Annotated in this window: 23 protein-coding genes; 8 read left to right on the top strand and 15 right to left on the bottom strand. The window is 73.0% G+C overall.

Annotated elements, in window-relative coordinates:
- Positions 1 to 93: 93 nt before the first annotated feature.
- The 11 genes from LHA35_RS20405 to LHA35_RS20355 all read right to left on the bottom strand — a co-directional run bounded on the left by LHA35_RS20405 (position 94) and on the right by LHA35_RS20355 (position 10,104).
- Complete coding sequence (locus LHA35_RS20405; RefSeq protein ID WP_226611621.1) at positions 94 to 1,518, bottom strand: efflux transporter outer membrane subunit; 1,425 nt, start codon at positions 1,516 to 1,518, stop codon at positions 94 to 96.
- 4 nt (positions 1,519 to 1,522) lie between these two features.
- On the bottom strand, positions 1,523 to 1,912 hold the full coding sequence (locus LHA35_RS20400; protein ID WP_338050927.1) for a periplasmic heavy metal sensor: 390 nt from the start codon (positions 1,910 to 1,912) through the stop codon (positions 1,523 to 1,525).
- Between the two features lie 50 nt (positions 1,913 to 1,962).
- The gene (locus tag LHA35_RS20395; RefSeq protein ID WP_226611619.1) at positions 1,963 to 2,388 is read right to left on the bottom strand and encodes a hypothetical protein; all 426 of its coding nucleotides are present in this window, start codon (positions 2,386 to 2,388) and stop codon (positions 1,963 to 1,965) included.
- The gene (locus tag LHA35_RS20390) at positions 2,385 to 3,008 is read right to left on the bottom strand and encodes a sigma-70 family RNA polymerase sigma factor (RefSeq protein ID WP_226611617.1); all 624 of its coding nucleotides are present in this window, start codon (positions 3,006 to 3,008) and stop codon (positions 2,385 to 2,387) included. Before LHA35_RS20390 ends, LHA35_RS20395 begins: the two co-directional genes overlap by 4 nt.
- Positions 3,009 to 3,087: 79 nt before the next feature.
- Complete coding sequence (locus LHA35_RS20385) at positions 3,088 to 3,885, bottom strand: YdcF family protein (RefSeq protein WP_226611615.1); 798 nt, start codon at positions 3,883 to 3,885, stop codon at positions 3,088 to 3,090.
- Positions 3,886 to 3,888: 3 nt separating this feature from the next.
- Positions 3,889 to 4,752 carry a glycosyltransferase family 2 protein gene (locus LHA35_RS20380; RefSeq protein WP_226611613.1) on the bottom strand — a complete coding sequence of 288 codons (864 nt, stop codon included), beginning with the start codon at positions 4,750 to 4,752 and terminating at the stop codon, positions 3,889 to 3,891.
- A 2-nt stretch (positions 4,753 to 4,754) separates the two neighbouring features.
- Complete coding sequence (locus LHA35_RS20375; RefSeq protein ID WP_226611605.1) at positions 4,755 to 5,633, bottom strand: glycosyltransferase family 2 protein; 879 nt, start codon at positions 5,631 to 5,633, stop codon at positions 4,755 to 4,757.
- Positions 5,630 to 6,748 (bottom strand): glycosyltransferase, encoded by a 1,119-nt coding sequence (locus LHA35_RS20370; protein ID WP_226611603.1) that lies wholly within the window; start codon positions 6,746 to 6,748, stop codon positions 5,630 to 5,632. The genes LHA35_RS20375 and LHA35_RS20370 overlap by 4 nt, the downstream gene beginning before the upstream one ends.
- Entirely contained in the window at positions 6,745 to 7,821 is a 1,077-nt protein-coding gene (locus LHA35_RS20365; RefSeq protein WP_226611601.1) for a glycosyltransferase family 4 protein, read from the bottom strand. Before LHA35_RS20365 ends, LHA35_RS20370 begins: the two co-directional genes overlap by 4 nt.
- Positions 7,821 to 9,341, bottom strand: a complete 1,521-nt coding sequence (locus tag LHA35_RS20360; RefSeq protein ID WP_226611599.1) for a flippase — start codon at positions 9,339 to 9,341, stop codon at positions 7,821 to 7,823. Before LHA35_RS20360 ends, LHA35_RS20365 begins: the two co-directional genes overlap by 1 nt.
- Before the next feature lie 64 nt (positions 9,342 to 9,405).
- Positions 9,406 to 10,104 carry a sugar transferase gene (locus tag LHA35_RS20355; RefSeq protein WP_226611597.1) on the bottom strand — a complete coding sequence of 233 codons (699 nt, stop codon included), beginning with the start codon at positions 10,102 to 10,104 and terminating at the stop codon, positions 9,406 to 9,408.
- 344 nt (positions 10,105 to 10,448) lie between these two features.
- On the opposite strand from LHA35_RS20355, the gene LHA35_RS20350 reads away from it, so the two are divergent.
- On the top strand, positions 10,449 to 10,586 hold the full coding sequence (locus tag LHA35_RS20350) for a hypothetical protein (protein ID WP_226611595.1): 138 nt from the start codon (positions 10,449 to 10,451) through the stop codon (positions 10,584 to 10,586).
- Positions 10,587 to 10,896: 310 nt separating this feature from the next.
- Here the strand turns inward: LHA35_RS20350 and LHA35_RS20345 are convergent, their stop codons facing one another.
- The 3 genes from LHA35_RS20345 to LHA35_RS20335 all read right to left on the bottom strand — a co-directional run bounded on the left by LHA35_RS20345 (position 10,897) and on the right by LHA35_RS20335 (position 13,390).
- Entirely contained in the window at positions 10,897 to 11,796 is a 900-nt protein-coding gene (locus tag LHA35_RS20345) for a hydroxymethylglutaryl-CoA lyase (RefSeq protein ID WP_226611593.1), read from the bottom strand.
- The gene (locus LHA35_RS20340) at positions 11,793 to 12,998 is read right to left on the bottom strand and encodes a CaiB/BaiF CoA transferase family protein (protein ID WP_226611591.1); all 1,206 of its coding nucleotides are present in this window, start codon (positions 12,996 to 12,998) and stop codon (positions 11,793 to 11,795) included. The genes LHA35_RS20345 and LHA35_RS20340 overlap by 4 nt, the downstream gene beginning before the upstream one ends.
- 77 nt (positions 12,999 to 13,075) lie before the next feature.
- A complete protein-coding gene (locus LHA35_RS20335; protein WP_226611589.1) occupies positions 13,076 to 13,390 on the bottom strand; it encodes a hypothetical protein in 315 nt (104 codons plus the stop codon).
- A gap of 221 nt (positions 13,391 to 13,611) precedes the next feature.
- Between LHA35_RS20335 and LHA35_RS20330 the strand changes: the two genes are divergently transcribed.
- The gene (locus LHA35_RS20330) at positions 13,612 to 13,815 is read left to right on the top strand and encodes a hypothetical protein (protein WP_226611587.1); all 204 of its coding nucleotides are present in this window, start codon (positions 13,612 to 13,614) and stop codon (positions 13,813 to 13,815) included.
- Positions 13,812 to 15,206, top strand: coding sequence for an amidase (locus LHA35_RS20325; protein WP_226611585.1), 1,395 nt, complete (start codon positions 13,812 to 13,814; stop codon positions 15,204 to 15,206). The genes LHA35_RS20330 and LHA35_RS20325 overlap by 4 nt, the downstream gene beginning before the upstream one ends.
- 228 nt (positions 15,207 to 15,434) lie before the next feature.
- Here LHA35_RS20325 and LHA35_RS20320 read toward each other — a convergent pair whose 3' ends face one another.
- Positions 15,435 to 17,192 (bottom strand): capsular polysaccharide export protein, LipB/KpsS family, encoded by a 1,758-nt coding sequence (locus tag LHA35_RS20320; protein WP_226611583.1) that lies wholly within the window; start codon positions 17,190 to 17,192, stop codon positions 15,435 to 15,437.
- Positions 17,193 to 17,450: 258 nt separating this feature from the next.
- Here LHA35_RS20320 and LHA35_RS20315 point away from each other — a divergent pair, with 258 nt between their 5' ends.
- From LHA35_RS20315 to LHA35_RS20295, 5 genes are read left to right on the top strand one after another with little or no spacing between them, the layout of a single operon-like run.
- Positions 17,451 to 17,813: a DVU3141 family protein gene (locus LHA35_RS20315; RefSeq protein WP_226611581.1), complete on the top strand. Its 363-nt coding sequence runs from the start codon at positions 17,451 to 17,453 to the stop codon at positions 17,811 to 17,813.
- Positions 17,810 to 18,607, top strand: coding sequence for an ABC transporter permease (locus LHA35_RS20310; RefSeq protein WP_226611579.1), 798 nt, complete (start codon positions 17,810 to 17,812; stop codon positions 18,605 to 18,607). The genes LHA35_RS20315 and LHA35_RS20310 overlap by 4 nt, the downstream gene beginning before the upstream one ends.
- 4 nt (positions 18,608 to 18,611) lie before the next feature.
- Positions 18,612 to 19,259 (top strand): ABC transporter ATP-binding protein, encoded by a 648-nt coding sequence (locus tag LHA35_RS20305; protein WP_226611577.1) that lies wholly within the window; start codon positions 18,612 to 18,614, stop codon positions 19,257 to 19,259.
- Positions 19,216 to 20,409, top strand: a complete 1,194-nt coding sequence (locus LHA35_RS20300; protein WP_226611575.1) for a capsule biosynthesis protein — start codon at positions 19,216 to 19,218, stop codon at positions 20,407 to 20,409. Before LHA35_RS20305 ends, LHA35_RS20300 begins: the two co-directional genes overlap by 44 nt.
- The gene (locus LHA35_RS20295) at positions 20,399 to 22,126 is read left to right on the top strand and encodes a polysaccharide biosynthesis/export family protein (RefSeq protein ID WP_226611574.1); all 1,728 of its coding nucleotides are present in this window, start codon (positions 20,399 to 20,401) and stop codon (positions 22,124 to 22,126) included. The genes LHA35_RS20300 and LHA35_RS20295 overlap by 11 nt, the downstream gene beginning before the upstream one ends.
- Positions 22,127 to 22,218 lie beyond the last annotated feature (92 nt).

The following is a 22,218-nucleotide window of genomic DNA, read 5'->3' as shown; positions in this document are numbered from 1 at the left end:
GCATGCTGACACATGTCATCCTCAGGCGCCGGGGACCCGGTGGGCCTTGGCCGCGCCGCACTGGCGGCGGGGCAGACACGAACGAGCCGGATGTCAGGCCGGGCTGCCCCAACCGCCGCCGAGTGCCCGGAACAGCCCGACCGCCGCCTGCAGCCGGGCCAGCCGGGCCTGGGCCAGGGTGTTGCGGGCCGAAAACAGGGTCTGCTGGGTGTTGAGCAGGGTGATCAGGTCGATGGTGCCGGCGCGGAGCTGAGCCTCGCTGATGGCATAGCTGCGCTCCGCCATCCGCACCGCATTGGCCTGCAGCGCCTCCTGTTCGGTGGTCTGGCGCAGCGCGACCAGGGCGTTCTCGGTATCCACCAGGGCGTTGAGGATGGCGAAGCGGTAGATCGCCAGCAGCTCCTCCGCCTCCGCCTCCCGCAGCCGCACCTGGCCACGCAGGGCGCCGCCGCGGAAGATCGGCTGCACCAGCCCGCCGGCCAGGGTGAAGACCAGCGATTCCGGCCGGGTCAGCGTCTCCAGCGCCAGGCTGGAGTAGCCGCCCGAGGCGGTGAGGGTGATGGAGGGCAGCAGCTGCGCCCGCGCCACCACGATATTGGCATTGGCGGCGGCGAGCACCGCCTCGGCATTCAGCACGTCGGGCCGGCGCACCAGCATCTCGGCCGGCAGGCCGGGCGCCACGGGCGGCACCACCAGCCGGTTGAAGACGCCGCCCTCCACCGCGATAAATTGCGGCGGCCGCGCCACCAGCGTGCCGAGCGAGTTGCGGTTGGTCTCCACCTCCTGCACCAGGGGCGGGATCAGCGCCTCCTGCTGCGCCGCCACCGTTTCCTGCTGCGCCAGTTCCAGCCCCGTGCCGGTGCCGACCGCGACGCGCTCCCGGATCGCCCGCAGCACGCGCTGGGCGATCTCCAGGTTTTGCCGCTGCAGCGCCAGCCGCTCCTGCGCCCCGAGCAGGGCGAAGTAGGTATTGGCGACCGAGGCCTGGGTGGTGAGCATCACCGTACCGACATCGAAGCGGTTGGCCAGGGCCACCCGTTCCGCCGCCTCCACCGCCGCCCGGTTCTTGCCCCAGAAATCGAATTCGTAGCTGGCCGACAACAGGGCACGGTTGCTCGAGGTCACGCGGATGCGCCGGCCGGCCAAGCCGCCGAGGCTCGCGCTGCTCACGCCGCCGGTCTGCTGCCGCGCGGCCTGGAGGTCGAGATCGACGGCCGGCAGCAGCGCCGCGCCATTGATGCGGAGCTGCGCATCGGCCTGCCGCACCCGGGCGATGGCGGCGGCGATATCGGTATTCGCCGCCATGGCGACGGCCATCAGCGTGTCCAGCTCAGGCGCGCCGAAGCCGCGCCACCAGTCCGGAGCCGGCCATTCCGGCGGGCTGGCGGGATCGGCGGCGGCGAGCCGGCCAGGCAGGCCGATGCCGGATGTCGTGGCCGGCGGCGTCAACTGCGCGCAGGCAGGAAGGAGGGCGGCGGCGCTGAGCAGCGCCGCGCGGCGGCCGAGGGCGGGAGCCATGCCGCTACCGCCGCCCCTCGCGCCGGGCCGCGGCGATCTGCGCCCGGCCGGCGGGCGAGACCGCCTCCATGGCCTGCACCATCGTCGCGGTGAAGGCGAGGCTGAAGGCCGCCCAGCGTTCCGACCAGGTGGCGAGCGCCGCGCGCAGCGCCTCGGGGTCGAAGGGCTCCCGGGCCATGGCCGCGTCCACCGCGCGGCTGGCGGCGCGGAAGGCGGCCAGCTCCCCGGCATAGCTCTCCCGCTCCGCCTCAAGCACGGCGCGGAATTTCGGCCGGTCCTCCGCCGGCAGGGTGGCCTCGATGCGCCCCACCATCCGGTCGAAGCCGCGGCCGCGCGGCTCGACCGGCGCGGGCCGGGTCAGCAGCAGGCCGCCGAGCACGAGGTTCAGCACCACCGAGGCGCCGAGGGCGGCGCCGAGCAGGGCGTGGCGGGAAGGCCAGCGAATCAGAGGGAATCCTCCGCGATCGGCAGCGTCTGCAGCGGCGCCAGCGGGTCCCCGACGCGGGACGGCGAGGCGGCGAGGCCGAGCCAGAGCGCGCAGCACGCCATGGCGGCGAGCGCGCCCCAGCCGGCCGGGGCGGCGGGACGCAGCGCCGCCAGCAGCCGGCTCCAGCGGCCGGGCGGGGCGGGCAGGGGGCTCCGGGCAATCTCCCGTGCCACCGCCGCTTTCAGCCGCGCAACCGAGGCTGGTGCCGGCTGCGGCAGCCCGGCACCCAGCCGGTCTTCCAGCCGACGGGCCTCGGCGAGCATGGCGCGCGCCTCGGCCGAGGCCGCGAGCAGCGTGGCGGCGGCCTGGCGGTCGGCGGGCGGCCAGCGCTCCGGCCGGGGGCCGTGGGTGTCGAGCAGGCGGGCGAGTTTGCCATGGGTCATGGCGTCAGCAGCCTCCGCAGCATCAGGCGGGCGCGGCGCAGCAGCCCTTCCAGCGCGCGCTCCGAGACATCGAGGACGGCGGCAGCCTCGGCGCCGCTCAGCCCCTCCTCATAGGCGAGGGCGATGGCCGCGCGCTGCCGGGCCGGCAATTGCGCCAGGGCGGCGGCCAGCGCGGCGCGCTCCTCGGCCTCGACGGCGGCGGCTTCCGGGCCGGAGGCGGGATCGGGCAGGGCGGCCAGCGCCGCTTCCCCGGCCTGCGGCGCCGAGGCGCGGCGGCGGGTGCGGTCGATCGCCAGGTTCAGGACGATGCGGTGCAGCCAGGTGGTGACCTGGGCACGGCTCGGGTCGAAGCGGCCGGCTGCCTGCCAGGCGCGCAGCAGCGCCTCCTGCGCCACCTCCTCCGCCTCGGCCGGGTCGCCCAGGACCCGCAGCGCGATGCGCAGCGCGCGCTCGCCATGGCGCTCGACCAGCACCGCGAAGGCGGCACGGTCGCCGGCGGCGGACCAGCGCATGAGGTCGGCATCGCTGGCCGTCTCGCGCGCCATCAGGCCGGCGGGGCGGTCCGTCGCCGGCACGGCGGCGGCCAGCGGCAGGCGGGGAAGGGCAAGGAGGATCGGCATCGGATTTCGCCGCGTGCTACGGCCGGGCCGGCGCAAACCCACGCGCGATTCCGCCGCCGCGGCGCAACCGGCCCCCCGGTCACGGCGCGGGAAAGAGCGCGTCCGTCCGTCCCATCAACCAGTAGGCGGTCAGACCAACCCACTCGCGGAACCCCCATTCGAATTCCTGCAGCCGCACCGGGAAGGAGGTGTCCATCCAGGTCGCCACGCTGTAACCGGTGCGGTAATTCACCGGCCAAGCCAAGGCCTGCCAGCCCGCCCGGCGGAACACGCCCATGGCGCGCGGCATATGGCTGGCGGAGGTGATCAGCAGCCAGGTCTCGCCCGGCCCGGGCTGCACCAGCCGGAAGGTGTTCACCGCATTCTCGTGCGTGTTGCGGGACTCGTTCTCGAACACCATGCGCTCGGCCGGCACGCCGAGGTCCAGCCAGAGCTGGCGCGCCACATCCGCCTCGCTCAGCGCGCCCGGCGCCAGGCTGGCCGAGCCGCCGGTGAAGACCAGCCGCGCCTCGGGGTGGCGGCGGATCAGCGCCACCGGCTCGGTCATGCGCTCGGCCGCGCCGTTCAGGGCGGGCAGGCCGCGGGCCTCGGTCATCCGCTGCTCCACCGCGCCACCCAGCACCAGGATGCCGTCGATACGGGCGGGCTCCGTGGCCGGGCGCGAGAAGCGGTCCTCCAGCGGCAACTGGATCCACTGATTCAGCGGCAGCAGGGCAATGAGGGCGAAGAAGCCGAGGCCGGCCAGTGCCGGCCAGCGGCCCCAGCGCTTGCCGCGCCAGAGCAGGGCGAGGCCGAGCAGCCCGAGCAGGATGGCCGCCGTGCCGGGGCGGAGCGGCCACCACAGCACCTTCGAGGCGACGAAGAGCAGGTCCTGCACGGCCTAGAGCTCCAGGATCCGGCCCGGGGCGAGGCGGCCGCGCGCCCAGTCGGCAAAGGCCAGCAGGTTGCCGCGGAAGCGCCCGAAGCGGTCCGCCCAGGGCTCCGGCCAGGGGGAGAGGGCGGCGTTCTTCAAGGTATGGCGCAGCAGGCTCGGCAGGGCGTGCGACCAGGGATAGGTGCCCTTGCGCGCGAGATAGACGGAATTCGCCACCTGCGAGTAACCGAGGCGCCGGCCCGGCGTCCGCCCGAGCTTGGTGCCGAGATGCACGCCGCGCGCCCCGGCGAGGCGGAGGATGACGCCGTGCCGGCCGATCAGCCGGGTGAAGTCGATATCCTCGTACCAGGCATAGAGCGGCAGCGCCTCATCCACCCGGATGCCATGCCGCCGCACAACGCCCATGCGCACCGCCATGTTGCAGCCATAGCCGTTGAAATGCGGCTGCACCTCGAGCGGGTCGCCCGCATGGCGGTCCTGCGCGAGGATGGCGCGCCCTTCCTCCGGCGAGTAGCCCGGGGCGTTGGCCCCATCCGCCAGCACCGTGCCGGTAGTGACGACGCAGTCGGGCCGCGCCGCGAAGACCGCCTCGGTCACGCGGAGATAGTCGGGCGCCGGCAGGAAGTCGTCATCGAGGAACAGGACGATGTCGCAATCCGCGACGGCATCCAGGATGGCGTTGCGCTGCCGCGGCAGGCCGGCGGGGGAGGCGAGGTATTCCACGCCCGGCCGCGGCTGGCCGATATCCTCCGGCGCCACATGGCAGACGATCAGCCGCTCGGGCGCGCGGGTCTGGCGCTCCAGTTCGGCGAGCGTCTCGGCCAGGATGGCGGCGCGGCCGCGGGTGGCGATGCCGATGGCGATGCGCATGGTCAGGCCCTCGCCTCCCGGAGGGCCGGCAGGGGCAGGCCCGCCGCCGCGCCGGGGGTGAGGAAGCCGGCCAGCCTTCCGCGCAGCGTCGCCGCATAGTAGCGCGCCGCCAGCAGGTTGCCGCGCAGCAGGCTGACCGCGACGCCGCCGAGCGGGCGGATCATGAAGGGCAGCCAGACCCCGGCGGGCACGGCGTGGCGGCGCAGCACGAAGCCCATGCCGCGGGCATAGAGCGCGGCCCGCTCCACCGCCACCGGCGTCAGGCGCTTGTCCGGATGCACCACCCGCTGATCGGGGTCGTAGCGCGCGACATGGCCGGCGCGGATGGCGCGGAGCACCAGGTCATTGCCCTCGGTCGAGCCGAGCGGCGTGCCGGGACCGAGCCGCTCGTCGAAGCCACCCATGGCCAGCGCGACCTTGCGCCGGAGAAAGAGGTTGAACTCGATCACGCTGGTCCAGACATTCTGCGGGTCGATCGGCCCGGCCTCCTCGCGCCAGCGGCCGGAGCCGAGGCCGCCCTCGGGCGAGGCGGCCGGACCGGTGAGGATGGCGAGCTCGGGATCGGCCACGAATGCTGCGGTGACGCGCGCCAGCAGCCCGGGCGGAAGGGTGCAGTCGTCATCCGGGAAGCCGACGATGTCACCGCGCGCGAGCGCGAGGCCGAGATTGCGTGCGTGATTGGCATGCGCCCGCTGCGTCCGGTGCCAGGAGAGCGGCAGCCGGCCGCGCCAGGCCTCCATGACGGGCGCCAGCCGGTCATCGGCGTTCTGGTCGACGACGATGACCTCGAGCCCGTCCTGGCCCTGCGCCGCCAGGCTCTCGAACAGCTCACCGAGTTCGCGGTCGCGGCCGCGCGTCGCGACCACCAGGCTGACCTTCATGCCGCCGCGCGCTCCGCCAGCAGCCCTTCGACATGGGCATGGAAGCGTTCGCGAAAGGCGGCGATCGAGAAGCGCAGCGCATTCTCCCGGCAGGCCTCCGGCCGGATGGAGGCGGCGACGGCCTCGAAGCGCTGGACCGCCGCAGTGATGGCGCCAACGCTCTGCTCCGGGAAGAGGATGCCCGTCTCGGGCCGCACGATGTCCCGTGCCCCGCCGCGGCCGAAGGCGATCAGCGGCGTGCCGCAGGCCTGCGCCTCCACCATGCCGATGCCGAAATCCTCCTCCGCAGCATAGACGAAGGCGCGCGCCGTGCGGGTCAGCCGCACCAGCTCGGCCTGCGCCACGCGGCCGCGCAGCTCGATATTCGGCGCGCCGGCCGCCGCCGCGCGGACCAGCGCCGCACCGGGCCCGTCGCCGCAGACCACCAGGCGCCTGTCGGGCATGCCGCGGAAGGCCTCCACCACCAGCTCCACCCGCTTGTAGGGCACCATGCGGGCGGCGATCAGGTAATGGTCCTCCCGCGCCTCGCCCAGCGTGAAGCGTTCCACATCCACCGGCGGGTGGATCACGGTCGAGGGGCAGCGCCAGACCTTCTCGATGCGCTCCGCGATGTAGCGGCTGTTGGCGACCACCGAGTCGACGCGGGAGGCGGTGGAACGGTCCCAGAGCCGCATCCTGTGCAGCAGCCAGCGCGTGTAGAGCGACATCGGCCCGCGCTCCAGCCCGGCCTGGCGCAGATACTGGTGCTGCAGGTCCCAGGCATAGCGCATCGGGCTGTGGACGTAGCTGACATGCAGCTGCCCCGGCCCGGTGATCACGCCCTTGGCGACGGCATGGTTGGAGGAGAGCACCAGGTCATAGCCGGAGAGATCGAACTGCTCGACCGCGATGGGCATCAGCGAGAGGTATTTGCGGAAATGCTTCCGCGCAAAGGGCAGCTTCTGGATGAAGCTGGTCCGCACCGGCCGGCCCTTGAGGAAGCCGCGCTCGCCCTCGGGCAGGACATCGCAGACCACGAAGAGATCGGCCTGCGGCCAGAGCAGCAGCATCTGCTCCACCACACGCTCGGAGCCGGCATAGCTCTCGAGCCATTCATGCACGATGGCGACCTTCACGCGCCGTGCTCCTCCGGCAGCAGGGCGAGCAGGCGCTCCGCGGCGCCGCGCCAGGTGAACAGGGCGGCGCGTCCGAGGCCCCGGGCGCGCAGATCGTCGTACAGGCCGTCCTCCTCGAGCAATCGGGTGAGCATGGCCGGCAGGCGGCGCGCGCCGTCATGGTCGAACCACAGCGCGGCGTCCCCACAGACCTCCGGCACGGCGCCGGAGGCCGCGGCGATCACCGGGCAGCCACAGGCCATCGCCTCCAGGGGCGGCAGCCCGAAACCCTCGTAGCGAGACGGGAACAACAGGCAGAGGGCATTCTCATAGAGCGCGCGCAGCTCGGCATCGCTGACCCGGCCGAGCGCCACCACCGCCTCGCCGGTCGTGCCTCCTCCCTGGCGGAACACCGCCGGATCGGCGGCGCCGGCAATCGCCAGGACATGGCCGTGCCGGGCCAGCAGCCCGGCACACTCCTTCAGGGCGGCGACGTTCTTGTGCGCCGCCGGATTGCCGACGACCAGCGCATAGCCGTGGCGGGCAAGGCCGTGCCGCGCCAGCACGGCGTCCTCGGCCGGCGCGCGCAGGATGTGCTCCGCCCCTTCCGGCATGACGCCGATGCGGGCCGGGTCGATGCGGAGATGGTGGGCGATCCGGCCGCGAGAGAATTCGGAGACGGTGACGATGCGCGCCCCGACCCGCGGCAGGGCCAGGTGCAGTGCCCGGTACCAGGCGCGGAAGGCGCCGGAATAGCTCTCCGGCGTGTCGAAGACGCCGGCATCGTGGATCACCACGGCTTGGTTCGGCCCCATGGCGAGCGGGGCGGTGTTGCCGAGGTTCAGCAACAGGCAGCCGCGGGCGCGGAGCGGCAGTTCCGCCTGTTCCCAGGCCTGGCCACGGAGGAGGGAGGAGGCTTCCTCCCGCAGGTTGCCGAAGGGGGAGGGGCCGCCGCCAGCCGGGCGCAGCAGCCGGGCATCGGGCAGGCGGAACTCGGCCGCCATGGCGTCCAGCGCGCGCGCGATCTCGGTGGCGAAGCGCTGCACCCCGGTCACGCGCTGGGCCAGGAAGCGGCCATTGATCGCAATGGGCATCAGGACCGGCTCTCGGCGCGCAGGAACCCGGTCGGGCGGCGCAGCAGGCCGCGCAGCTGGCTCCGCTCCGCCGGGTCGAGCGAGCGGAGCGCCAGCACCGCGAAGGCCAGCAGGACGAGCAGACCGGTGGTCAGCATGAGGGGCAGGCTGGCCATGCCCGGCAGCAGGGCGAGGCCGAAGCCGGCGGCAGCCAGTACCGGCAGCAGCCGGCGAACCGCGTCCGCCGCCGCAGGGTAGAGCCGGGCGGCCAGCCAGAGCTTGCCCAGGCAGTCCACGGCGCAGCGGAGCGCCCAGGCGACCGCGGCGCCCTCGATCCCCTGCCAGAGCAGCAGCAGGGCGGCGAGTGGCAGGTAGACCACGGCCTGGGCGAGGGCGAAGCGCGCCGTCGCGTCCGGCCGGCCCATGGCATCCACCAGCGCACTCGGCACGAAGGCGAGGCAGGAGAAGAAGATGCCGACGCCAAGGATGCGGAGCACCAGGCCGCCGCCCGCGGCGAAATCCGGGCCGAGCCAGAGCGCCAGGATCTGCTGCCCGCCGCCCGCCAGCACCAGCGCGACCGGCAGGACGAGGCCCATCACCATGAGCGCGCCGCGGCGGAGCAGCGCCGTCGTCTGGCGCGGGAGGGTGGCATAGGCGGAGGCGAAGGCCGGGAACAGGGTCTGCGCCACGGCGACCGGCACCATCCAGACCCGGATCACCAGGTCGAGCGGCGTGGCGTAATACGCGACGGCGGCGAGCGAGAGCAGGGCCCCGATCAGGAAGCGGTCGGCATAGAGCAGCGCCTGGGTCAGCACGCCGGAAAAGCTCATCCACCCGCCCATCCGAAGCAGCGGCAGGACCAGGAGGAGGCGCAGCCGCGTGCCGAGCACCTGGCGCATGAGCCGACGCAGCAGCAGGACGTAGGAGAGGGTATTGGCCAGCCGCACCGCGACGAGGGCCAGCATCACGCCCATCAGGTCGTCCCAGACCAGCAGGACCAGGACGGGGCCGAGATAGTAGAAGATGTTGACCGGGATGGTGACCAGATTGGCCTCCCGGAAGCGCTGATAGGCCGCCAGCACGCCCCAGAGCGCGGCGTTCAGCACCACCAGCGGCGCCGCCACGGCCAGCACGCGCATGCCCGCGATCGCCTGCGGCTGCAACTCGGCCGGCACGTTCAGCAGGCGCTGCACCAGATGCGGCACGCCGAACCAGAGCAGAACCGCCATCACCAGGCTGAGGCCGCCGAGCGCCGTGAGCGCCGCACCGACCAAGCCGGCTGCCTCCTCTCCCCGTCCGGCGCCGATGCGCTCGGACAGGGCGCGGGTCAGGGCCTGGCCGACGCCGAAATCGAACACGCTGAAGACACCGACCAGGGCCAGGGCGAGGGTGAAGAGCCCCCAGCGCTCAACGCCGAGTTGATGGACCAGGATGGGGGTGAGGAGGAGGGCGAGGAGGAGCGGAAGGCCGCGACCCGCGGCATTCCAGGCAACCCCGGCGACCATCATGCGCGCCCGGGTGCGGGATTCGGGGTGGTCCATGGAACCCTTTTCGGAGAGGGCCGAGCGGCCCGGGCGCGGGGGATGGCACCCCCGCGCACCGCATTCAATAGGCGCCGCGGCGCAACAGGACGACCAGCGGCGTCCGCAGCAGGATGCTGAGGTCGGCCCGGATCGAGGGGTTCGCCGCATACTGCGTGTCGAGCGCCACCCGCTGGGCATAGCTGGTGTCGCTGCGGCCGCTGATCTGCCAGAGGCCGGTGATGCCGGGGCGGACCGAGAGGTAGTGCTCGGCGGCGGCGCCGTAATGCTCGGCCAGCTCGGCCGCGACGACCGGGCGCGGGCCGACCAGGCTCATCTCCCCGCGCAGCACGTTGATGAGCTGGGGCAACTCATCCAGGCTGGTGGCGCGCAGCAGGCGGCCGATGCGGGTGACGCGCGGGTCGTCCTTGAGCTTGCGGGTCGCCTCCCACTCGGCCCGGGCTGCCGGATCGGCCGCCAGCAGGGCGGCGAGCCGGACCTGCGAATCGGTGACCATGGAACGGAATTTCAGGCAGCCGAAGCGCCGGCCGCCGCGGCCCACCCGCTCATGCGCGTAGAGGACCGGGCCGCCATCGGCTCGGATGAGCAGGGCGAGCAGCGCGAAGACCGGGGCGCAGAGCAGCAGCAGGCTCCCGGCGGCGAGGATGTCCATGGCGCGCTTGAGCGCGGGCTGCAGGCCGGGACGGCGCAGGGGGATCCCGTTCTCCCGCCGCGGCGCGCTGCCATGGCCCGCCAAGGCGGGGACGGTGACCTCGGATGCCATCGACCGGTAGACCTCTACGCCGAGCATGGCGGCCAGACCCTTCCAGGAGCCGCGTGCCCAGGCAGGGCACGCGCCAGATTATCAACTCTCCGGGAGCAAAGCCGCCCAAGGCGGCTGGTGCACTTCCGGACAGACCTCTTCTGCCCCATGGACAGTGCCGGATTGCGACGCGGTTGCGGCCGGATTGTGGCGGCGCAGGCCGTGCCGGCGCCGGGAGGCCTGCCGCCCGGCCGGGCGGGATTCACGATTGCCTCAACTCATGCGGGTTAAACGCACCCGGACCTGTCGCCGTGCGAAACTCGACGCCAGGGACGGCGTCTGAGGCGGGTGACGGAGACAGGGCTATGATGCGCGTGACGGGCGGGCTGGAATTCGACCTGGATGAGGGGCCGCTGGATGCGGCGCGCGGCATCACGCTGGCCGCGATGATGTCCTCGGCACTCTGGGCCGGCCTGGCGATCACCGTCCTGACGGTGTGGTAAGGTCCGGTCGGCCCCGGGCCTTTCGGCGCCTGCAGGCTGGCCGCGGGCGGAGACCGATGCCGGCCGCAGGCCATCCGGGACTCCAGGCCGGGCAGCTACCGCTGACGGCGTCCACGCCCGTCCGCGATCTTTGCCAGGCTTGAATCGCGGCGCAGGGCGGAGGGACCAGGGCTTCGCGCCGGCCACGCGCCATGCGCCAGGGTGTCATGGCCCCCGCCCTTGCGGCCCGCGCCTCCCGGACCCGGATGAGGCGCGGCCTCGGATCGGGGCCATCATCGGGCGGGCCGCAGAGGACCCGCCCGACGGCGCCTCAGGCCGCCAGCCGCGCCGCCGGCACCCGACGCATGGCGCCGCCCGGCGTCGCGCCCGGCACGGCGGCGGCCAGGTCCGCCGCCACCAGCAGCTTCGCCCAGTCGACCCCCGTCTCGACGCCCATGCGGCGGAACAGCCAGACCACGTCCTCCATCGCCACATTGCCGGTGGCGCCGGGCGCGAAGGGGCAGCCGCCGATGCCGCCCGAGGCGGCGTCGAAGATGCGGCAGCCGGCCTCCCAGGCCGCCGCCACATTGGCGACGCCCATGCCGTAGGTGTCATGGCCATGGAAGGCGAAACGCTTGCCCCAGGCCCTGTGCGCATGCTCGAAGACCCGCCGCACCTGGTCCGGGCTGGCATTGCCGGTGGTGTCGGCCAGCGCGACCTCCATCTCCGGATCCAGCGCCACCACCCGCTCGATGAAGTCGAGCGCGTCCCGCTCCGGCACCACGCCCTCGAAGGGGCAGTGGAAGGTGCAGGAGAGGTTGAAGCGGATCAGCGTGCCCTTCGGGGTGTCCCGGACGATCGCGGCGAGGTCGGCGAAGCTCTCCTCGCGGGTCCGGTTGAGGTTCGCCTTGTTGTGGGCCTCGGTCACGCTCATGAAGAGACCGAGCCGGTCGGCCCCGGCATTGATCGCCGCCTCGAAGCCCTTGCGGTTGGGGACGAGCACGGTGCTCTCCAGCCCCTCGAGCTGCTTCGCCGCCTTCAGCACTTCGCCCGTATCGGCCATCTGCGGCACGGCGCGGGGGGAGACGAAGCTGCCCACCTCCATGCGCCGGAGGCCGGCCTCGTAGCTGGCGCGGACCAGGGCGATCTTGGTCTCGGTCGGCACGAAGGGGCCGATGGACTGCAAGCCGTCGCGCGGCGCGACCTCCGAGAGTTCCACCCGTTCGGTCATGGCTTCGCCTCCTCCTCCAGCATCCGGAATACCTGCTCGTTGTGCGCCCCGGCGGCGGGGCCGGTCCAGCGCACCATCTCGCGCGGGCTGACGCCGTCGAAGCGGAAGGGGGCGGCCGGGTGCAGGATGGGCCCGATCAGCGGGTCCTCCACCTGCATCACCAGCTCCCGCGCGCGGAAATGCGGATCCTCGGCGCAGTCGCGCATGTCATAGAGGCGCGAGCAGGGCACCTCGGCCTTCTCCAGGATCGCCTCCGCCTCGGCCGCCGGCAGGGTGCGGGTCCAGGCGGCGATCACGGCGTCCAGCTCAGCGACGTTCTCGCAGCGCAGCGCGTTGTTGGCGAAGCGCGGCTCGGCCGCCATCCCCGACTTCCCGATCGCCGCCATCAGCCGCTTGAAGATCAGGTCGGAATTGCCGGCGATGCAGAGCCACTTGCCGTCGGCGCAGGGGTAGGTGTTGGTCGGCGCCGCGGTCTTGATGGCCGCCCCCTGCGGCTGCCGCACCCAGCCGAACAGCCCGTATTCCGGCAGCATGCCCTCCATCAAAGAGAAGACGCTGCTGACGAGGTCCACGTCGATCACGCGGCCCAACGCCTGCGGGTCGCCCTTCACCTGCCAGCAGGCCGCGACCAGGCCCATGGCGGCATACATGCCGGCCAGGTCGTCGCTGATGGAGACGCCGCAGCGCGGCGGCGGCAGCTCGGTCTGGCCGGGATTGGCGGTGAGGTGCCGGAGGCCGCCCATCGCCTCCCCGATCGCGCCGAAGGCCGGCTTGTCGCGATAGGGGCCGTCCTGGCCGTAGCCGCTGACGCGGGCGATGACGAGGCGCGGGTTGACGGCATGGAGGTCGGCGGGGCCGAGCCCGTAGCGCTCGAGCTGGCCGGGGCGGAAATTCTCGACCAGCGCATCCGCACGGCCGACGAGCTGCCGGACCTTCGCCTTCCCCTCGGCGCTCTTCAGGTCGAGCGTGACCGAGAGCTTGTTCCGGCCATGCACGCTGAACCAGACGGCGTTGCCGTTGACTGCCGAGCCCCAGCCGCGGACCGGGTCGCCCTCCGGCGGCTCCACCTTGATCACCTCGGCGCCGAGATCCGCCAGCAGCCGCGTGGCGAAGGGCGCGGCGATGTAGTGGCCGAGCTCGATGACGCGGAGGCCGGTGAGGGGGAGGCGCGCTGCCTCCGGGGCGGGGGCTTTCTCGGACATGGCCGGCAGCCATAGAGCAGATCGGCGCCGGCCGGAACTGGCCACACCGGCCGGGCGGGCCGGTGTGGCCGCGTCCGTCAGCGCATCGGGGTGGAGGACATGGAGCCGCCCATGCCGGAGCCCTGCATGCCCGTGCTGCCACCATGCATGCCCATGCCGGAGCCCTGCATGCCCATGCCGGAGCCCTGCATATCCATGCCCGAGGCCTCGGCGCCGGACTGGGCGCGCCGCAGGCTCTGGGCGTTCAGCTCATCGGCCATGTTGTCGGAGGGCGATGCCCCCCGCTGCATCGATGCTCCCCTGTGCTGCCGCTCGGAGGCCGCGTCGGCCGGGAAGGTGGCGAAGGCCAGCGTGACCGCGGCGGCGGCCGCGACGATACCGGAAAGCCGCATCTCTGGAATCTCCCTGTGCTGGTGACGGGGCGTCGCCGCCCCGGACGCGGCGAGACGCCGCGCGGCGGAGTGCGGGGCCGGCCCGCGAGACGGGTCTGACCCACTCTGCGCCAGGTCGCTTCCGCCGGAGAGGCAACGACAGGCCCGCCCTGGGGTTCCTCGCCCTGGCGTTTTGCGCCAGCATCCCCCCTCGACCGCCACAGCAGGGAAGCACGAGACCGATGCCCGACCCCGCCAGCCAGGGCGCCGGCACCGCCGCCGCCCTCGCCGAAGCCGCCGGCCTGCAGCGGGCCTGGGCCGACCACCGCGCCGATGTGGAGGAGGCGATCGCCGCCGCCGCCCGGCTGCGCACCGGCTTCGCCCGCCCCGCCGATCCGGCCGCCGAGCCGCTGCCCGCCCATCGCGCGCCGGAGCCCGGGCGGTGACCGCCCCGCACCTCCTGCCGCTGGCCGAAGCCGCGGCGCTGATCGCTGCCCGTCGCCTCTCCCCGGTCGAGCTGTTGCAGGACTGCCTCTCCCGCATCGCGGTGCTCGATCCGCGGCTCAACGCCGTCATCCGCCTGGCAGCGGAGGAGGCGATGGCCGATGCCCGCGCGGCCGAGACGGAGATCTCGGCCGGTGGCCCGCGCGGCCCGCTGCACGGCATCCCGGTCGGGCTCAAGGATATCATTGACCTCGCCGGCCATCCCACGACCTGCCATTCGAAGCTGCAGATCGACCGCATGGCGACGGCCGATGCCGCCGTGGTGGCGCGGCTGCGGGAGGCCGGGGCGGTCTTCCCCGCGAAGCTGGCGACGCATGAATTCGCCATCGGCGGCCCGGCCTTCGACCTGCCCTTCCCGCCGGCGCGCAACCCCTGGAACACCGCGCACCATCCCGGCGGTTCCTCCTCCGGCTCCGGCAGCGCGGTCGCGGCGGGCATGCTGCCGGCGGCGCTCGGCACCGATACCGGCGGCTCGGTCCGGCACCCCGCCAGCCATTGCGGGCTGGTCGGGCTGAAGCCGACCTATGGTCTCGTCTCCCGCCGCGGGGTCTTCCCGCTCTCCTTCACCCTGGACCATGTCGGTCCGATGACCCGGACGGTGCGGGACAACGCCCTGCTGCTGAACGCCATGGCCGGGCACGACCCGGGGGACCCGGGCAGCGCCGCCCGCCCGGCCGAGGACTACACGCGGGACCTGCATCGCGGCGCGCGCGGCCTGCGCATCGGCTATGTCCGGCACTTCCATGAGCGCGACATGCCGGCGACGCCGGAGGTGGCCGCCGCGCTCGATGCCGCCGCCGCCCTGCTGGCGGTGGAGGGCGCGACGCTGCTCGATGTCACCCTGCCGCCGCTGGGCGAGTTCGCCGCCGTCAACCGCGCCATCATGCTGCCGGAGGCCGCCTCGGTGCACGAGGCCTGGCTGCGCGAGCGGCCGGGCGACTATGCCGCCGTCACCCGGCGCCGGCTGCTGCCGGGCATGTTCATCACCGGCGCCGATTACGTGCAGGCGCAGCGCCGCCGGCGGCAGCTCGTCGCGGCGGTGGAGGCGGCCTTCGCCGAGGTGGACCTGCTGCTCTGCGCCAGTTCCATGGACCCGGCCAGCCTGATCGACGACGAGCCGGAGGTGGAGCGCACCTATCCCCGCCAGGCCCGCACGCCCTTCAACGTCACCGGCCACCCGGCGATCTCGGTGATGTGCGGGCTGAGCAGGGCGGCGGGGCTGCCGCTCGGCATGCAGCTGGTCGGGCCGTCCTTCAGCGAGGCGCTGATCTTCCGCGCCGCGGCCGCCTATGAGCGCGCGGCACCCTGGCGGGAGATGATGCCGCAGATCTAGGGCGGATGGCGGACGGGCGTGAATGCCCGGAGGCGTGACTCTACTCGAAAGACAAAGAGCTGCAGCGGATTGCGTTCAGGTAGGGACGCAATCCGCTGCGGAGCGGATCCCTCCCGGGCCCGCATGCGCGGGACCGGGAGGGATCCGCAAACCATGTCCTGCAGCGGAGGGGCGTTCCGTCCTGAATGCAATCCGCCATAGCCGGCCGTGGCCTTTCGAGAGCGGGTCCTACCGCGAGGCGCCCCAGGCCGCGAGACGGCGCGAACAGCGCGCGATGAAGGCACGCAGCGCCGCCGGGCTGCGCGGCGGGGCCGGCGGCGCGGTCCCTCCCCCGGCCAGCCGTTCCACGAGCACCTCCGGCGGGCAGGGCAGCCCGGTCACCGGGTCGCGGCAGCGGAGATGCAGGATCAGCGCGCCCGCGACCAGCTCGTCGAGGGTGAGGCGCCGGCCGCGGCGCGGCGGCGGGTCGCGGTCCTCGGTCAGGCCCCAGCCGGCATAGAAGGGCTTGCCCCAGGTGACGACGCGGAGGCCCCGCAGCAGCGCCTCGAAGCCCGAGAGGCTCGACATGCAGTGCACCTCCTGCGCCACGGCATAGAGTGGGCCGATCGGCACCTCCCGCAGCACCTGATCGGCCAGCGCCGCCGCCTCTGCCGGTGGCACCGCGCCGCGCCGCATGCCGGCCTCCACATCGGGGTGGGGCTTGAAGAGGATGACGGCATCCGGGTTCTCCGCCCGCACCGCCCGCAGCAGGCCGAGATTGGTCCGGATGTGGCCGCCGCCACGGCGGATCGCGGCATCGTCCTCCACCTGGCCGGGCACCAGGATGACACGGCGGCCGGCGGGCAGGGGCGGCAGGCGCGCCTCGCCCGCCAGGTTGTATTTGGTGACGCCCGAGGCGGTGATGGCGGCCCGCAGCCGGGCGGCGCGCGCCAGCAGCGCCTCGTCGAAGGCCGTCCGTGTCAGCAGGCGCTCCAGCGCGCTCTCGGTCGAGGGATCGAAATGGATGCCTGCCCCGTCCAGGACGAGGGAGGCCGCGCGCGCCCGATGCACGCCAAGCCCGGCCGAGCGGATGAAGCCGTCCTCGATCTGCACCAGCCCAACGCCGGTGGCGGCGGCGCGGGCCGGCAGATTCTCCGGCATCACCGCCGCCCAGACCGCGACATCGCCGCCCTGTTCGCGCGCGAGCCGCAGCGCGGTCGAGCCGCGGAAGACGATGCGTGGCGGACCGGCATGCCCGGCGAGCGCCGCCTGCATGGCGCCGCGCTTGAACACATCCATGCCGGTGCAGGCGACGATCCGGCGATTCATGGCCTCGGCCTGCCGCCATGCCACGAGCTGCGCGATGCCCTCCGCGGCGGTCCAGGGCCTGGCCCGGAAGGGGTCGGCCCAGCGGGTCGCGGCCAGCAGGGCGGCAAAGGCCATGTCCGCCGGGGCGCCGCCCCAGGGCTCGGCGCCCCGCAGCCGGGCAGGCAGGCCTGCGGCCCCGGCCAGCAGCGCCATCTCGTCGGAGAGCGTATGGCATTCCGCCGCGAGGTCGAGCAGCGTCCAGGGGGCGAGGCGGCCGGGCAGGCGCTGGCCCGCCGAGTCCGGGAGGACCGGCCGGGCGGTGGCCGGCGCCGCCGGATCGAGCGCGAGGAGCAGCCGCCGCCCCTTCGCAGCGACGCGGGCCGTCGCCAGCATCGCCTGCGCCGCCGCGCTTTCGGCGGGCTCGCCGGGGTCGAGCACCAGCACCGCCGCGCCGGAGGGCAGGCCGAGCCCGGCCGGCCCGGGATCCGGCAGCCCGGGGGCGCCGCCGACCCGGCCGGACCGGAGCATCGCCATGACCGCCCGCGCCTCGTCGCGGGCCGCCGCATCGGGGGCGCCGCCGGCCAATCCCACCGCGATCGCCGCTGCCACCGGGTCCGGCCCATCGGCGAGCAGCAGGGCGACGGGCGCCCAGGCGGCGCCGAAGCGCGGGGCGCGGAACAGGCCCTCCGTGGCCCGCATCGCCGCAGGCGGGCGCTCTCCGCCGGAGAAGAAACCGTCAAGATTTGCGGGGATACTGTCCGGCCGCACCGCCACTGGCCGGGTTGCCCCGTGATGGGCCGGCCCTCTCATGCGCCTGCGGGATCCGGGATACGGCGGACGGGAAGGTTCACTAACGCTCACCTGAAATAGGTTGCTCCCAACTCGCACTTTGGTAGAGGAAGCAGCGGAGGCTGCGAACACATGATTTTTGTCTCGGGCGTCTCATGGCGTCCTGCCGTGAGGACTTCTGGCCGGGCAGCCCTGTTTGGTGCGCTGTTTGTCCTGGCTGCCTGCGCCGGGCGGGACCCGGCGGTGACGGGTGCCGCCGTGCTGCCAGCCCTGGCCACGGCGCCGCAGGACCCGCTCGGCCGATTCGTCGCGACCGCTGCGCCGGGGCAGCAGGGGATGGTGGCGCTGCCGGATGGCCGCACCGTGCAGGTCCGGCTGGTGCGCGCCTATGCCGCCGCCAGTGGCCGCGAGTGCCGGGAGGTGTTGCTGGACGAGGGCATCGGCGGCCGGGCCAGCCTGCTCTGCCAGGCGGATGGCCAATGGGTCGCGGCGCGGCCGCTGCTGCTCGGCAGCGGTGCGGTCCGCCCGTGAACGACCAGGTCGCGCCCGAGCCGAGCCTGTGGACCTGCTTCCGCATCCAGGCGCGCGTGATCGGCGCGCTGATGCTGCGGGAGATGGGCACGCGCTTCGGCCGCGACAATCTCGGCTATCTCTGGCTGTTCCTCGAGCCGATGATGCTCGGCGGGGCGATCGGCGTGCTGCACAAGGCCTCCGGCCATGGCATGCCGGGCGGGCTCGATCCCCTGGTCTTCTGGGTGATCGGCTACATCCCCTTCTACCTGTTCCGCGGCATCATCAACCGCGCGCCGAACGGGATCGCCGGCAACCAGTCGCTGCTCTATCACCGCCAGATCACCATGCTCGACATCATGGTCGCGCGCCACCTGCTGGAGGGGGCGGCGGTCGGCATCGCGCTGATGCTCTTCCTCCTTCTGTTCGGCGCGGTGCTTGGCGTATGGCCGGACCAGCTTGGGCTGATGGTGCTCGGCATGGTCCTGATGCTGGGCCTGGCGCAGGGGCTTGCCCTCCTGATCGCGGCCGGCAGCGTCTACACGGAACTCTTTGATCGCCTCACCCACCTTGCGACCTACCTCTTCATGGGCGTGGCCGGCGCCTTCTTCATGGTGTTCTGGCTGCCGACCGACCTGCAGCGGACGGCGCTGATGATCCCGACCGTCCATTGCTTCGAACTGGTGCGGCACGGCCTCTATGGCACGGTGGTGCCGACCTTCTACGACATTCCTTATGTGCTGGGCTGGGTCACGGTGCTGCACCTGCTCGGCATGGCGGCGCTGCGGAAGGCGCGCCGCCACCTCGTGGTCTGATGCCATGATCCGCCTGCTGGGTGTCCACAAGAGCTACCCGACGCATGTCGGGCCGAAGGAGGTGCTGCGCGGGGTCGATGCCACCTTCGGCCGCGGCGAGAGGATCGGAATCCTCGGCCGCAACGGTGCGGGCAAGACCACGCTGCTGCGCCTGATCGCCGGGGTCGAGCACCCGAACAGCGGCCGCATCGAGCGGCGGATGAGCGTCTCCTGGCCGCTCGGCTTCGCCGGCGCCATGCACTACAGCATCTCGGGCGCCGACAATGCCCGCTTCATCGCCCGGATCTACGACAAGCCGATCAAGGAGACGGTCGAGTTCGTCGAGCATTTCGCCGATCTTGGCCATTATTTCCGCATGCCGGTCAGGACCTATTCCTCCGGCATGATCGTCCGGCTCGGCTTCTCGCTCTCCCTCGCCGTCCATTTCGACTGCTACCTGGTCGATGAGGCGATCGCGGTCGGCGACAGCCGCTTCGCCGAGCGGGCGCGCGCCGCGCTCGCCGACCTCAACGCGCGCAGCGCGCTGCTGCTCGTCTCACACCAACCCGAAACCGTGCGGGCCTTCTGCAAGACCGCAGCGATCCTCCAGGATGGTAGGCTGACCCGCTATGACAATCTGGACGAAGCAATCGCCGCCTACCGGGCTGCCTGACACCGCCAGCGATGCGGCCGGCTGGTCCGGGCCGGTGCCGATGCCGGGCCTGCTCGCCCGGCTTCGCCGCTTCGTCCGGCGGAATGCCTTCAAGGTCACGGTGCTGCTGCCGACGCTGCTGGCCGCGCTCTACCTCTATGGCATCGCCGCGCCGCAATACGAATCGGAGGCCCGCTTCCTGGTCCGCGGCCGCTCCGGCGGCGGTGGCGGCGGCATGGCGGAGATGATCGCGAGCGCCGGCTTCCGCCCGGCCTCCGAGGACGCCATGGGCGTGCGGGACTACCTGCAATCGCACGATGCCGTCACCGCGCTGCGCGAGCGCATCCCGCTGGTCGAGATCTTCCGCCGGCCGGAGGCCGACCGCCTGGCGCGGCTCTGGTGGTCGGAGCCGACCACCGAGCGGCTGCTCGACTATTTCCGCCGCATGGCCGGCGCCGAATACGACTCGACCAGCGGCATCACCACGCTGCGCGTGCGCAGCTTCCGGGCCGAGGACTCCCAGGAGATCGCGCAGCAACTCCTGACGCTGTCCGAGGAACTGGTGAACCGCCTGAACAAGCGGCTGCAGGAGGACGGCCTGCGCGTCGCGCGGGAGGAGGTGGCGCGGGCCGAGGCGCGCCTCGCCGCCGCGCAGCTTGCGGTCGGCGAGTTCCGCGAGCGCGAGAGGGCGGTGGACCCGACCCGCTCGGCCGGCCTCGCCCTCGACAATATCGGCCGGCTGGAGGGCGCGCTGGCCCAGGCGCGGGCGGAGCTGGCGGAGGCGCAGCGCTTCAGCCGCGCCGACAATCCCCGCGTGCTGCAACTGCGCAACCGGGTGGAGGCGCTGACCGGCCAGGTCGGCGAGGAGCGCGGTCGGCTCGGCAACCGGGAGGCCGGCGTCTCCCAGCAGGTCGGCGAGTATGAGCGGCTGGAGGTCGAGCGCGAGCTGGCGCGGGCGCAGCTTGCCTCCGCCACCGCCTCGCTGGAGCGGGCGCGCGGCGACGCGCAGCGCCAGCAGATCTTCCTGCTGCGCGTGGTCGAGCCGAACCGCGCCGAATATGCCCGCTACCCCAAGGCCATGCTGACCATCCTCTACATCTTCGCCTGCCTGTCCGTCGGTTACGGGCTGGCCTGGCTGCTCATCGCGGGAATGCGCGAACATGCCTCGTAATTTCAGTGGATTATTGATCGCCGGGCTGCTCGTCTCCGGCGCCGCCGCGGCGCAGACGCCGATGCAAATGCTGCAGCAGCGCGGCGCCGCGGCGCTCGCGCCCTCCCAGGGCGTGGTGCAGACGCTGCCGAACCTGGTGGCGCCCGACCGGGTCCTGAACCGGGCGGGGACGGAGACGCAGTCGGAAGGCGGGCCGGTTGCGGTCGGGCCGCTTGGCGATGGCGCCCGCACGCCGGGTGCGACGGCCGTCTTCGGCGCCTCGCTCTTCACGCGGGAGGCGACGGCGGTCAGCGACGCGCCGAACCCGAACTACCAGATCGTCCCGGGCGACCGCGTCTCCGTCCGCGCCTGGGGCGCGGTGGAATCGGAAGTGATGGGCCAGGTCGACCCCTCCGGGATGCTCTTCCTGCCCAATATCGGCCCGATCCGCATCGCCGGCACCCGCGCCGGCGACCTGCAGAAGGTGGTCGAGGCGGAGGTGCAGAAGGTCTACACCAACCAGGTGCAGGTCTATGCCGTGCTGCTCTCGACCCAGCGCATCGGCGTCTTCGTCACCGGCTTCGTCCGCACCCCCGGCCGCTTCGCCGGCTCGGCCGCCGACAGCGTGGTGGATTTCCTGGTGCGCGCCGGCGGTGTCGATCCCGGCCGCGGCTCCTACCGCGAGATCACGCTGCAGCGCGGGGGCCGGGCGGTCACCACCATCGACCTCTACCGCTTCCTGATCGAGGGCCGCCTGCCGAACATCCGGCTGCAGGAGGGCGACACGCTGGTGGTGGCGCGGCAGCGCGCCGTGGTCGGCGCCGATGGCGCCGTGCGCAACAACTACCTGTTCGAGGTGCCGGCCCGCGCCATGACCGGGCGCGAGCTGCTGGACTATGCCCGGCCGCTGCCCTCGGCCACCAATGTGGTGGTGAAGGGGACGCGTGGCGGCCAGCCCTTCTCGCGCTATGCCACATTGGCGGAGTTCCAGACCCTCACCCTACAGGACCAGGACACCGCCACCTTCATCACCGACGCGCCGGCGCGCACGGTGCGCGTGACGGTGGAGGGGAGCCGCATCGGCCCCTCCGTCCTGGTCGCCGACCGCGACGCCCAGCTCTGCCAGGTGCTGGACCATGTCGCGGTGGATCCGGTGCTGGCCGATACCCGCTCGGTGTTCCTGCTGCGCCCCTCGGTCGCGCAGCAGCAGCGCCGGGCGATCGACGAGGCGCTGGACCGGCTGGAGCGGCAGCTCTTCATGGCGGTCTCGCCCACCACCGGCGTCGCCGCCATCCGGGCGAGCGAGGCGAATCTCGTCTCCTCCTACATCCAGCGCGCCCGCCGCACCCAGCCCGAAGGCCGGCTGGTGGTGGTGGACAGCGGCGGACGCTGCGCCCCGCTGCGGCTGGAGGATGGCGATGTCATCGTCATCCCGGAGCGGTCGCAGACCGTGCTGGTGGCGGGCGAGGTGACGGCGCCGCGCGCCGTGATCTGGCGGCCGGAGATGAAGCTGGCCGACTTCGTGAAGGCGGCGGGCGGCTATTCGCCGCGCGGCAGCGACAGCTCGCTGATGATCCGGCGGGCGAGCGGCGAGCTGGTGCTCGACCCGGCGGAGATCCCGCGGCCGGGCGACGAGCTGATCGTGCTGCCGCGCCTCGACCCCAAGGCCTTCCAGATCGGCAGCGACCTGCTGGGCCTGATCTACCAGATCGCGGTGGCGACGCGGATCTTCCTGTAGGTCCCGGAGCCTTTCGCGGACGGGCCTGGATGCCCGGGAGCATGCCTTGCGCTCCGGGCCAGGGCCTGCAACGGGGTGGCGTCCAGGCATGG

The organism is Roseicella aerolata (assembly GCF_020523605.1).
GTDB classification, from domain to species: domain Bacteria; phylum Pseudomonadota; class Alphaproteobacteria; order Acetobacterales; family Acetobacteraceae; genus Paracraurococcus; species Paracraurococcus aerolatus.
This window is presented reverse-complemented; position numbering and strand designations above follow the sequence as displayed.

What these genes read in the sequence shown, in the direction of transcription:
- LHA35_RS20405 (WP_226611621.1), bottom strand. Translation starts at nt 1,518, where the DNA reads ATGGCTCCCGCCCTCGGCCGCCGCGCGGCGCTGCTCAGCGCCGCCGCC.
- LHA35_RS20395 (WP_226611619.1), bottom strand. Translation starts at nt 2,388, where the DNA reads ATGACCCATGGCAAACTCGCCCGCCTGCTCGACACCCACGGCCCCCGG.
- LHA35_RS20390 (WP_226611617.1), bottom strand. Translation starts at nt 3,008, where the DNA reads ATGCCGATCCTCCTTGCCCTTCCCCGCCTGCCGCTGGCCGCCGCCGTG.
- LHA35_RS20380 (WP_226611613.1), bottom strand. Translation starts at nt 4,752, where the DNA reads ATGCGCATCGCCATCGGCATCGCCACCCGCGGCCGCGCCGCCATCCTG.
- LHA35_RS20375 (WP_226611605.1), bottom strand. Translation starts at nt 5,633, where the DNA reads ATGAAGGTCAGCCTGGTGGTCGCGACGCGCGGCCGCGACCGCGAACTC.
- LHA35_RS20365 (WP_226611601.1), bottom strand. Translation starts at nt 7,821, where the DNA reads ATGCCCATTGCGATCAATGGCCGCTTCCTGGCCCAGCGCGTGACCGGG.
- LHA35_RS20360 (WP_226611599.1), bottom strand. Translation starts at nt 9,341, where the DNA reads ATGGACCACCCCGAATCCCGCACCCGGGCGCGCATGATGGTCGCCGGG.
- LHA35_RS20355 (WP_226611597.1), bottom strand. Translation starts at nt 10,104, where the DNA reads ATGGCATCCGAGGTCACCGTCCCCGCCTTGGCGGGCCATGGCAGCGCG.
- LHA35_RS20350 (WP_226611595.1), top strand. Translation starts at nt 10,449, where the DNA reads ATGATGCGCGTGACGGGCGGGCTGGAATTCGACCTGGATGAGGGGCCG.
- LHA35_RS20345 (WP_226611593.1), bottom strand. Translation starts at nt 11,796, where the DNA reads ATGACCGAACGGGTGGAACTCTCGGAGGTCGCGCCGCGCGACGGCTTG.
- LHA35_RS20340 (WP_226611591.1), bottom strand. Translation starts at nt 12,998, where the DNA reads ATGTCCGAGAAAGCCCCCGCCCCGGAGGCAGCGCGCCTCCCCCTCACC.
- LHA35_RS20335 (WP_226611589.1), bottom strand. Translation starts at nt 13,390, where the DNA reads ATGCGGCTTTCCGGTATCGTCGCGGCCGCCGCCGCGGTCACGCTGGCC.
- LHA35_RS20330 (WP_226611587.1), top strand. Translation starts at nt 13,612, where the DNA reads ATGCCCGACCCCGCCAGCCAGGGCGCCGGCACCGCCGCCGCCCTCGCC.
- LHA35_RS20320 (WP_226611583.1), bottom strand. Translation starts at nt 17,192, where the DNA reads ATGCGGGCCACGGAGGGCCTGTTCCGCGCCCCGCGCTTCGGCGCCGCC.
- LHA35_RS20305 (WP_226611577.1), top strand. Translation starts at nt 18,612, where the DNA reads ATGATCCGCCTGCTGGGTGTCCACAAGAGCTACCCGACGCATGTCGGG.
- LHA35_RS20300 (WP_226611575.1), top strand. Translation starts at nt 19,216, where the DNA reads ATGACAATCTGGACGAAGCAATCGCCGCCTACCGGGCTGCCTGACACC.
- LHA35_RS20295 (WP_226611574.1), top strand. Translation starts at nt 20,399, where the DNA reads ATGCCTCGTAATTTCAGTGGATTATTGATCGCCGGGCTGCTCGTCTCC.